Here is a 9,686-nt window from a genome sequence, read left to right as displayed (position 1 = left end):
CTACCAGCTAAGCTGGTAGTTCTGATTTCAAAAAAACAATTTTTTCTGAAGCTACTTTCAAAGATAAAATTAAATAGTGTAAGGAAAACAGGAAAATGTTACCAAAAGGGTGCTATCTTGAAAGTAATTTCTAATTAGTGATTGAATATTGAAATATAATTCAGAACAGGATATAGTTTTCCTAAAGATGGAGGTTAGAATAATGGAAAACAAGAAAGTAGAAGCTATAAAGGGAAATTTAATAGTTTCTTGCCAGGCCTTACCTGATGAGCCACTTCATTCTTCATTTATTATGGGAAGAATGGCAAGAGCTGCAAAAGTAGGTGGGGCAAGCGGTATTAGAGCAAATACTGCAGCTGACATAAAAGAAATACAAAAAGAAGTGGATTTACCTATTATAGGAATTGTAAAAAAAGATTATGATGACTCAAAAGTTTACATAACACCAACCATGGAGGAAATCGATGAGCTAACAGCAACTGGAGTTGATATCATAGCCCTAGATGCTACAAGTGATTTGAGGCCAGGTGGTAAAACATTGGATGAATTTTTTAAAGAAATCAAAGAAAAATATCCGGACCAATTACTAATGGCAGATTGCTCTACAGTAGAGGAAGCACTCCATGCCGATGAATTAGGTTTTGATTTTATAGGAACAACTCTAGTTGGCTACACTGACCAATCAAAGGGAGATAAGATTGAGGCTAATGACTTTGAAATCTTAAGAAAAATTATTGAAAAGGCAAATGGCAAAGTCATAGCAGAAGGTAATATCAATACCCCAGAAAAGGCAAAAAGAGTAATAGAACTTGGTGCTTACAGTGTGGTTGTAGGATCAATAATAACTAGACCCCAAGTGATTACAAAAAACTTTGTTGAAAAACTTGCAGAAAACTAAAAAAATAAAAATTTTAATAAGGAGGAAAACGTAATTATGAGAAATTTAGACAAATACAAAGGTGTTATCCCAGCATTTTATGCTTGCTATGATGATGAGGGAAATATCAGCCCAGAAAGAGTTAGAGACTTAACCAAATACTTTATAGAAAAAGGTGTAAAGGGTGTTTATGTAAACGGATCTTCAGGAGAATGTATCTACCAAAGTGTTGAAGATAAAAAAATTGTTTTAGAAAATGTCATGAAAGAAGCAAAAGGAAAATTAACAGTAATTGCCCACGTTGCTTGCAATAATACAAAAGATTCTATGGAACTTGCAGCTCATGCAGAAAGCCTAGGTGTAGATGCTATAGCAGCTATCCCACCAATTTATTTTAGACTTCCAGAATACGCAATTGCAGAATATTGGAATGATATTTCATCAGCCGCACCAAATACTGATTTTGTAATTTATAATATTCCACAACTAGCTGGAGTTGCCCTAACACCAAGCTTATTTGTCGAAATGAGAAAAAATCCAAATGTAATCGGTGTAAAAAACTCATCAATGCCAGTCCAAGACATTCAAATCTTTAAACAAGATGCGGGAGAAGATTATATTATCTTCAACGGTCCAGATGAACAATTTATTTCAGGAAGATTAATCGGTGCCGAAGCAGGTATAGGTGGAACTTATGGAGCTATGCCAGAATTATTTTTAAAAATGAATGAATATTTTGAAAATGGCGATTTAGACCAAGCTCGCAGTATCCAATATGACATAAATTCAATAATTTATAAAATGGTTTCAGGTCATGGAAATATGTATGCGGTTATAAAAGCTATTTTAAAAGAAAATGAAAACTTAGACCTAGGATCTGTTAGAAAACCACTACCAGCCTTAATAGAAGAAGATGAAAAAATAGTTAAAGAGGCAGCATCTATGATAAGAGATGCAAGAGAAAAATATCTGGCTAAGTAGGAGAAAAGTATGCAGGGTTTTACAACAATTGATTTAATAATACTTATAGTATACCTAGGAGCAGTACTTTTTGCAGGCCTTCGTTTCTCTAAAAAAGAAATGACCGGTAAAGAATATTTTAGAGGTGATGGGTCTATCCCTTGGTGGGTAACATCTGTTTCTATCTTTGCAACCTTACTTAGCCCTATTTCCTTTTTGTCCCTTGCTGGAAACTCCTACGCAGGAACATGGATAATGTGGTTTGCCCAACTGGGTATGCTAATTGCTATACCATTTACCATAAAATTCTTTTTGCCAATTTATGCAAAATTAGATATAGATACAGCATACCAATATCTAGAAATAAGATATAAATCTAAGGGCCTTAGAGTCCTTGGGGCAATTATGTTTATCATCTATCAAATTGGTAGGATGTCTATCATTATGTATCTGCCATGTATGGTTTTATCTAGCCTTATGGGCATAAATGTAGACATTCTTATAATTATTATGGGAGTAATAGCAATTATTTATTCCTACTCAGGTGGTCTTAAATCTGTTTTGTGGACTGACTTTATCCAAGGATCAGTTTTACTAATTGGTGTTACTTTTGGTCTAATCTACCTTATCAGTAATATAAATGGTGGAATGGGTGCTATTAACCAAGAATTATTTGCTAACCACAAATTTTTAGCAGCAGACCAACCAATTTTTGATGCAAATATCCTAAGAGATAGTGTCTTTTTACTAATTGTAGGAGCTGGTATAAATACAATAGGTTCTTATGTATCAAGCCAAGATATAGTACAAAGATTTACAACAACAAATGATCCTAAACAACTTAGAAAAATGATGATTGGTAATGGTTGCCTATCAATATTTATAGCTACTGTGTTTTACCTAATAGGTACAGGACTATATGTATTCTACCAAGTCCAAGGTAATCCACTACCACCAAATGCCCAACAAGACCAAATTTTTGCATCATGGATAGCCTATGAGCTACCAGTTGGGGTTACAGGTTTACTACTTGCAGCAATTTATGCAGCAGCCCAATCAACCCTATCCACAGGACTTAACTCAGTTGCATCAAGCTGGGCTTTAGATATCCAATCAACTTTAAATAAAAAAGACATGACCTTTGAAAAACAAACTAAAATTGGCCAAAGAGTTTCTCTAGTAGTAGGTATTTTTGCAATAATTGTTTCAATATTATTAGCCCACGGTGGAGTAAAATCAGCCTACGAATGGTTTAACGGCTTTATGGGATTAGTTTTAGGAATCCTAGTTGGAATCTTTATCCTAGGTGCCTTTACAAAAGTTGCCAATAAATTTGGAGCAAGCCTTGCCTTTGCGGTAGCTGCCCTTGTAATGGTTTATATAAAATATTTTGTAGACCCAGCAAAAGTATCATTCTGGTCATACTCAATTATTTCTATAGCAGTGTCATTAATAGTTGGAGTAATTGGATCTATAATTTATAATAGGGTTAAGGGTATAAAAGATATACCACCGGTAAATTCAACCGTATATAATCAACAATAGGAGAAAATAATGATATTTGGAAACATAACAAACTTAGAAGAATATGCTTACTTAGAAGATAAGATCAAAGCTTGCTTTGACTATTACGAAGAAAATGATATGGAGAACATGGAAGCAGGCATCCACAAAATAAACGGCGATGAATTTTTTGTAAACATAGTAGAATATGACACAACAACACCAGAAAATAGATTTTGGGAAGCTCATAAAGAATACCTAGACCTTCACCTCATGCTTTTAGGTCAAGAAAGAATTGACCTAAACTTTTTAAAAGATATGGACCTAGGTGACTACGATGAGCAAAAAGACTTCCAAGCAGCAGAAGGTGAGAGAAATTCATCAGTAGATTTAAAAATAGGAGACTTTTTAGTTTGCTATCCAAACGATGTTCATATGACAGCCTTACAAATAGATGATCCAGTATACACTAAAAAAGCAATATTTAAAATCAAAATTTAATTAAAAAGGGCATAAGGCATAAGTCTTATGCCTTTTTAAAACTAAAACTTAGGAGTGATTATGAAAAAATATATCAGTATAGATATAGGCGGGACCTTTATAAAATATGGTCTGATAAATGAAAATGGAGAGATTTTAGAAAAACACGAGCTTGCCACAGAAGCTAGTAAGGGTGGTAGGCAAATCTTAGAAAAGACCTTAAAAATTGTGGGAGACTATAAGGAAAATCATCAAGTAGAAGGAGTTGCCATATCCACAGCAGGTATGGTTGATACAAAAAATGGATCTATCCGCTATGCCTCAGAACTTATCCCAGGCTATACAGGAATAAACTTTAAAGAGCCTATAAAAGAAAAATTTAATTTACCAACTCATGTAGAAAATGATGTAAACTGCGCAGGCCTTGCAGAATACAAATCAGGTGCAGGGAAAGATAGTGAGATCGCTCTTATCCTTACCATAGGAACAGGAATAGGAGGTTGTGCAATAATAAATGGAGAAGTTTACCATGGAGTTTCTGGATCTGCTATGGAAATTGGATATATTAATATGCAAAATAGTACCTTTGAGACCCTAGCTTCTGCAAAAACCTTAGTAGAAAAAGTTGCTGACTTAAAAGATGAAAACGTAGAAGATTGGAATGGTAAGAAAATATTTGACCTAGCTAAAAGCGGAGATGAGATTTGCATAAAAGCAATTGATGAAATGTGCGACGTGCTAGCAAGAGGCATAGCAAATATAGTCTATGTCTTAAACCCAGATACAGTTATCCTAGGCGGTGGAATTATGGCTCAAGAAGAATATTTGTATGAAAAAATAGATAACAATCTAGAAAAATATTTACAAAAACCACTTTATGATGCAATAAGTCTAAAATTTGCTAGTAATCAAAATGCAGCAGGCATGCTAGGAGCCTTTTATAATTTTAAAAACCAAGAAGCCAAAAATTAAGGGAATTTTATGGCTTATTATGTAAAATCAGTAATTGAAACCATAGAATCTAACTACGAAAATTTCACGCCTACTGAAAAAAATATTGCAGATTTTTTTATTCATAATGATAAAAAAGGAGATTTTGCAGTAAAAAAATTAGCTGAAAAACTTTTTGTATCAGAAGCCTCCCTATCACGCTTTGCCCAAAAGTGTGGTTTTAGAGGATATAGAGAATTTATCTACGAATACAAGCAAAAATTTGTAGAAAAGCAAGATGAAATTACTAATAATGTTAGCCAAGTTTTAGAAACCTACCAGGAACTTTTAAACAAAACCTATTCGCTTATAGATGAAAACCAGCTAAAAAGAGTTATAGATTATTTAAACAAAGCTCAAAAAGTTTTTGTGTGTGGAAAGGGATCATCAGGTCTTGCAGCCAATGAAATGGAAACAAGATTTATGAGAATAGGGGTAAATATAGATTCCATAACTGATGCTGATCAAATGAAAATGCGAGCCGTTTTTCATAATGAAAAAAGTTTAGTCATAGGCCTAAGTATTAGCGGAGAAACCAAGGAAGTCCTATACTTTTTAAAAGAAGCCCACAATAAAAATGCGAAAACAGTTTTAATAACCTCTCAAAATAGAGATGAGTTAAGATCTTATTGCGATGAAATAGTCCTAGTTCCATCCCTAAAACACTTAAATCATGGTAATGTCATAAGCCCCCAATTTCCCTTATCGGTAATGGTAGATTTACTTTATTCATTTTTTGTGGATGAGGATAAAAATCTTAAGGAAAAGATGCATGATGATACTTTAAAGGCCTTGAATAATGGACACTAAAAAATCATTCCTAGATGGGAATGATTTTTTTTAATTAGATATTATATTTTTGGTAGGTTATTTTTTGCCTAAAATCGTTGGGATTTATAGCATAGATTTTTTTAAAATTTCTATAAAAGGTCTTTGTTGTATTAAAACCTACCTTATAGGCTATGACAGAAATCAAATCATCAGTTTGTAATAGAAGTTTGGCTGCATTTATCACTCTGACATAGTTTATATAATCATCAAAACTTCTGCCTACATAAAATTTTAGGGACTTATTTAATTGATTTTGACTTATAGCAAATTTTTGGCAAATATCATCTATTTTTAAATCTTGATAGTAGTTATTTATTAGATTATCAACTATCTCTTCCATTTTTTCATAGCCAACCACTGAGTCGTATGTATCTATGGTATGGTAGGAATTTTTATAGTCCTTAGAATTAAGACCTGTTTTAGCCTTAAAAAATTTTGAAAGATGGGAGGCATCTTTAAAGCCTAGTATAACAGAAAGTTCTTCCAAGCTTTTTTCAGAAAAGTTTAGATAGCCCATAAGTTTAGTAAGTTTCATAAGTGAGGTAAGGTCAGTGAAAGAAAGGCCAGTTTCTTCTTTTATGTATTTAGAAATGTTTGATTCTGATATGTAAAAAGTGTGGGCCAGGCTTTTTAAAGTAATTTTTTCATCCAAATGAGCCCATATATAATGAAATATTTCTATTTTGTTATTATTTTGAAGTTTTTTTTTACCCTTATCAGTTAGTTTTTCAAATAAAATAGCAAGTTCCATAAGTTTTATATAAATCATTTGATTGGCATAGGCCTTGCCATTTTTAAAGGAGCGAAACTCATCTTTTAGGATTTGGATGATATTTTCTACAATTTTTCTTTCATCATCATTTAAAATAACATAGGCATTTTCAGATATAGCAGTAGTGATTTGAGCAGTAGATCCAAATACTTCGTTAGTTTTTTTAAGTAAAATATTTATAAGCTCAATATCTACTACCACAACATCTAGGTCTATTGGTTCTATAATTTGTATAATTTGTGTGTAGTACCATGGCAAGATACCCACCAGCATTCCTTCTTTTAGGGTATAGTTCTCCCCTTGGATATTAAAAATTGCCTTGCCACTTTTTATATACCAAAATCTGGCATTGGTATGAAGCAAAGGATCTGTTTCTTTGCTACAAATCTCACTTCCTATATCTATTAGAACTGATTGGCTAAAGTCAGTTTGAAAATATGTCGACTCATCTTGGATATTGGTACGATCTTTGATACTAATCCCTCCCTTTTACCTCTTATCGCTCTAATTATAACATAATTTGGCCCATTAAAGTACAAAAAAATTTAAAAAAATAAATTCTTTAAGCTGTGAAAACATTTGCATTAATTTTACAATAATTTTTAACTTAGATGTCCCTTGGACATTTACTCATGTGATATAATTTTATCAAGATGATGGTTTGTAAATATTTATAAGTCATATCGAGCTTATAAAAAAGGAGAAAATTATGTTAGATACATTATCACGCTTTACTGATTGGTTGTGGAGCTGGCCTTTATTAGTCCTATTAATGGGCGGCGGTTTGCTTATATCTATCAGAACAGGATTTTTCCAACTGCGCCATTTTGGATACATAATGGGCCAAACTTTTGGAAAAATGTTTTCCAAAGAAAATCAAGGTGACGGTACAGTTTCAGCTTTCCAAGCTATGACAACAGCACTTGCTTCCTCCATTGGGGCTGCAAATATCGTAGTAGCACCTACAATTATTTTTATTGCAGGACCTGGAGCAATATTCTGGATGTGGATTGCTGCAATCATTGGTCAAGCAACAAAATTCTCTGAAGTTGCACTTTCTATAAAATATAGAGAGTTAAACGCAGAGGGAGAATACGTTGGTGGATGTTCATACATGCTTAAAAATGGTCTAAAAGGCAATCTTGGTAAAGTCCTAGGTTCCCTTGCAGCATTTTTCTTTATGATAGAAATCCTTCCATCAATTACACTTCAAACATTATCAGCAGTAAACCCTATCCAAAGTGTATTTAAACCACTTGCAGTAGATGAACTAGTTGCTAAAAGAATTGCTATTATTGGTATTTTTATTCTAGTATCTATAGTTGTATTTGGTGGGGTAAAACAAATTGGTAAGGTAACTGAAAAATTAGTTCCAATCATGGCAGCTTTTTATATTATCTGTGGAATATTAATCATAATCATGCACATAGGTGATGTACCAGCAGCTTTTGGTTATATATTTAAAGGTGCTTTTAATCCTAAGGCAGCTATGGGTGGTATAGCAGGTGTAACACTTTCTAAAGTAATCTCCCAAGGGGTAGCTCGTGGAGTATACTCAAACGAGGCTGGTATGGGTTCTGCAGGTTATGGACACGCTGCAGCTACAACAGACCACCCAGCTAGACAAGGTCTATGGGGAGTTTTTGAAGTATTTGCTGATACAATTATAGTTTGTACAATATCTTCTCTAGTAGTAATCCTTACAGGAGTATGGCAACCAGGCATGAGCGAAGCTGACATGGCAGCAGTAAGATCTATTGCTGTAGAAAGATCATTTAACACATTATTTGGTCAATGGGGTTCAGTAATTATCTCAATTTGCTTATTCCTATTTGTACTATCAACAATCATAGTAATAGTTTTCTACTGTGAAAAACAAGCTGAGTACCTATTTGGAACAAAAGTAGGAAAAGTAATGAGAATAGTTGCATCTCTTATGATACTTGCAGCGTTATTCGTATCATTTGACAATGCTGGAGTATTCCTTGACTTTACATTAGGACTTGTAGTAATACCAAACTTGATTGGTCTGATAATGATGAGCGGAGAAGTAAAAGAAATTGCAGATGACTTCTTTAAATCAGACAAATACTACAGGCTAGATACTGGAAAAGTTACATCACAAGCTACCTCTAGACCAGTAGATGAAAAAGTCAGAACAACAACAAAAACCATAGAAGTTTCACAAGACGAAACACGCACATTTGAATCAGATGATGATTCATTAAATAAATAATAAATTATTTACAAACCATTATTAACATTTAGGAGGACACATGAAATCAATAGTAGTAGCACTAGGTGGTAATGCCCTAGGAAATAGCCCAAAAGAACAGCTTGAAGCTGTAAAAGGTTCATCAAAATCAATTGCAGATATTATCGAAACATATGATAAAGTAGCAGTAGTTCACGGAAATGGACCACAAGTAGGAGTAATAAACCTTGCTTTATCCCTAGCAGCAAAAGAAGACTCAACAATCCCAGAATTCCCCTTAGTGGAATGTGTGGCAATGAGCCAAGGATATATAGGATATCACTTACAACAAGCTATAGAAAATGAACTAGCATCTCGTAATATAGACAAAAAAGTAGCAACAGTAGTAACACAAGTTGAAGTAGATCCAACAGACCCAGCATTTGAAAATCCAACAAAGCCAATCGGAAACTTCTACACAGAAGAAGAAGCAAACGAGATAACAAAAAAAGATGGATACACATTTAAAGAAGATGCAGGTCGTGGATTTAGAAGAGTAGTTCCAAGTCCAAAACCACAAAGAATCGTTGAGCTAGACACAGTTACAAATCACCTAGACAACGATGGTGTAGTAATCACAGGTGGTGGTGGCGGTATCCCAGTTCTAAATGAAAATGGCGAACTAAAAGGGGTAGATGCAGTAATCGATAAAGACTTTGTAGCAAGCAGAATCTCATCAGACATCGGTGCAGATACACTATTAATACTAACAGCAGTAGATTCAGTATACATTAACTTTGGTAAAGAAAACCAAGAAGAACTTCGTGAAATCACAGTAAGTGAAATCAAAAAACACATCGAAGACAACCAATTCCACGCTGGATCCATGCTACCAAAAGTAGAAGCATGCATCAAATTTATCGAAGAAAATCCAGAAGGAACAGCAATCATTACATCTCTAGAAAAAGCAGCATACGCTCTATCAGGAGAAGTAGGAACAAAAATCATAAACGGCTAAGCCACCCTTGATTAAAACGAAAATATACGGGTAACAAAATAACGTAACGTTGCTTATAAAA

Annotated in this window: 9 protein-coding genes; 8 read left to right on the top strand and 1 reads right to left on the bottom strand. The window is 33.8% G+C overall.

The annotated features are described in order from the left end of the window. Window positions 1-202 precede the first annotated feature (202 nt). Genes AB9Q04_RS05005 through AB9Q04_RS04980 form a run of 6 tightly spaced genes read left to right on the top strand, consistent with a single transcriptional unit; the run spans window position 203 to window position 5,620 of the window. On the top strand, window positions 203-898 hold the full coding sequence (locus tag AB9Q04_RS05005; protein WP_410024273.1) for an N-acetylmannosamine-6-phosphate 2-epimerase: 696 nt from the start codon (window positions 203-205) through the stop codon (window positions 896-898). A 36-nt stretch (window positions 899-934) separates the two neighbouring features. Continuing rightward, a complete protein-coding gene (locus AB9Q04_RS05000; RefSeq protein ID WP_410024272.1) occupies window positions 935-1,858 on the top strand; it encodes a dihydrodipicolinate synthase family protein in 924 nt (307 codons plus the stop codon). 9 nt (window positions 1,859-1,867) lie between these two features. Next, complete coding sequence (locus AB9Q04_RS04995; RefSeq protein ID WP_410024271.1) at window positions 1,868-3,382, top strand: sodium:solute symporter family protein; 1,515 nt, start codon at window positions 1,868-1,870, stop codon at window positions 3,380-3,382. Between the two features lie 9 nt (window positions 3,383-3,391). Next, the gene (locus tag AB9Q04_RS04990) at window positions 3,392-3,841 is read left to right on the top strand and encodes a NanQ anomerase/TabA/YiaL family protein (RefSeq protein WP_410024270.1); all 450 of its coding nucleotides are present in this window, start codon (window positions 3,392-3,394) and stop codon (window positions 3,839-3,841) included. A gap of 60 nt (window positions 3,842-3,901) precedes the next feature. Next, window positions 3,902-4,792: an ROK family protein gene (locus tag AB9Q04_RS04985; RefSeq protein WP_410024269.1), complete on the top strand. Its 891-nt coding sequence runs from the start codon at window positions 3,902-3,904 to the stop codon at window positions 4,790-4,792. A 9-nt stretch (window positions 4,793-4,801) separates the two neighbouring features. Beyond that, on the top strand, window positions 4,802-5,620 hold the full coding sequence (locus AB9Q04_RS04980) for a MurR/RpiR family transcriptional regulator (protein WP_410024268.1): 819 nt from the start codon (window positions 4,802-4,804) through the stop codon (window positions 5,618-5,620). A 34-nt stretch (window positions 5,621-5,654) separates the two neighbouring features. On the opposite strand, the gene AB9Q04_RS04975 is transcribed toward AB9Q04_RS04980, so the two are convergent. Then, window positions 5,655-6,776, bottom strand: coding sequence for a helix-turn-helix transcriptional regulator (locus AB9Q04_RS04975; RefSeq protein WP_410024267.1), 1,122 nt, complete (start codon window positions 6,774-6,776; stop codon window positions 5,655-5,657). Between the two features lie 346 nt (window positions 6,777-7,122). Between AB9Q04_RS04975 and AB9Q04_RS04970 the strand changes: the two genes are divergently transcribed. Then, window positions 7,123-8,649 carry an alanine/glycine:cation symporter family protein gene (locus AB9Q04_RS04970; protein ID WP_410024266.1) on the top strand — a complete coding sequence of 509 codons (1,527 nt, stop codon included), beginning with the start codon at window positions 7,123-7,125 and terminating at the stop codon, window positions 8,647-8,649. Between the two features lie 40 nt (window positions 8,650-8,689). Further along, on the top strand, window positions 8,690-9,625 hold the full coding sequence (gene arcC / locus AB9Q04_RS04965) for a carbamate kinase (RefSeq protein WP_410024265.1): 936 nt from the start codon (window positions 8,690-8,692) through the stop codon (window positions 9,623-9,625). The last annotated feature ends 61 nt before the right edge of the window (window positions 9,626-9,686 follow it).

Source organism: Anaerococcus groningensis, from assembly GCF_046365465.1.
Lineage (GTDB): Bacteria > Bacillota > Clostridia > Tissierellales > Peptoniphilaceae > Anaerococcus > Anaerococcus groningensis.
This window is presented reverse-complemented; position numbering and strand designations above follow the sequence as displayed.

Excerpts from the sequence above, each read along its gene's own strand:
- AB9Q04_RS04970 (WP_410024266.1), top strand. The coding sequence starts at position 7,123 with ATGTTAGATACATTATCACGCTTTACTGATTGGTTGTGGAGCTGGCCT.
- AB9Q04_RS05005 (WP_410024273.1), top strand. The coding sequence starts at position 203 with ATGGAAAACAAGAAAGTAGAAGCTATAAAGGGAAATTTAATAGTTTCT.
- AB9Q04_RS04995 (WP_410024271.1), top strand. The coding sequence starts at position 1,868 with ATGCAGGGTTTTACAACAATTGATTTAATAATACTTATAGTATACCTA.
- AB9Q04_RS04985 (WP_410024269.1), top strand. The coding sequence starts at position 3,902 with ATGAAAAAATATATCAGTATAGATATAGGCGGGACCTTTATAAAATAT.
- arcC (WP_410024265.1), top strand. The coding sequence starts at position 8,690 with ATGAAATCAATAGTAGTAGCACTAGGTGGTAATGCCCTAGGAAATAGC.
- AB9Q04_RS04980 (WP_410024268.1), top strand. The coding sequence starts at position 4,802 with ATGGCTTATTATGTAAAATCAGTAATTGAAACCATAGAATCTAACTAC.
- AB9Q04_RS04990 (WP_410024270.1), top strand. The coding sequence starts at position 3,392 with ATGATATTTGGAAACATAACAAACTTAGAAGAATATGCTTACTTAGAA.
- AB9Q04_RS05000 (WP_410024272.1), top strand. The coding sequence starts at position 935 with ATGAGAAATTTAGACAAATACAAAGGTGTTATCCCAGCATTTTATGCT.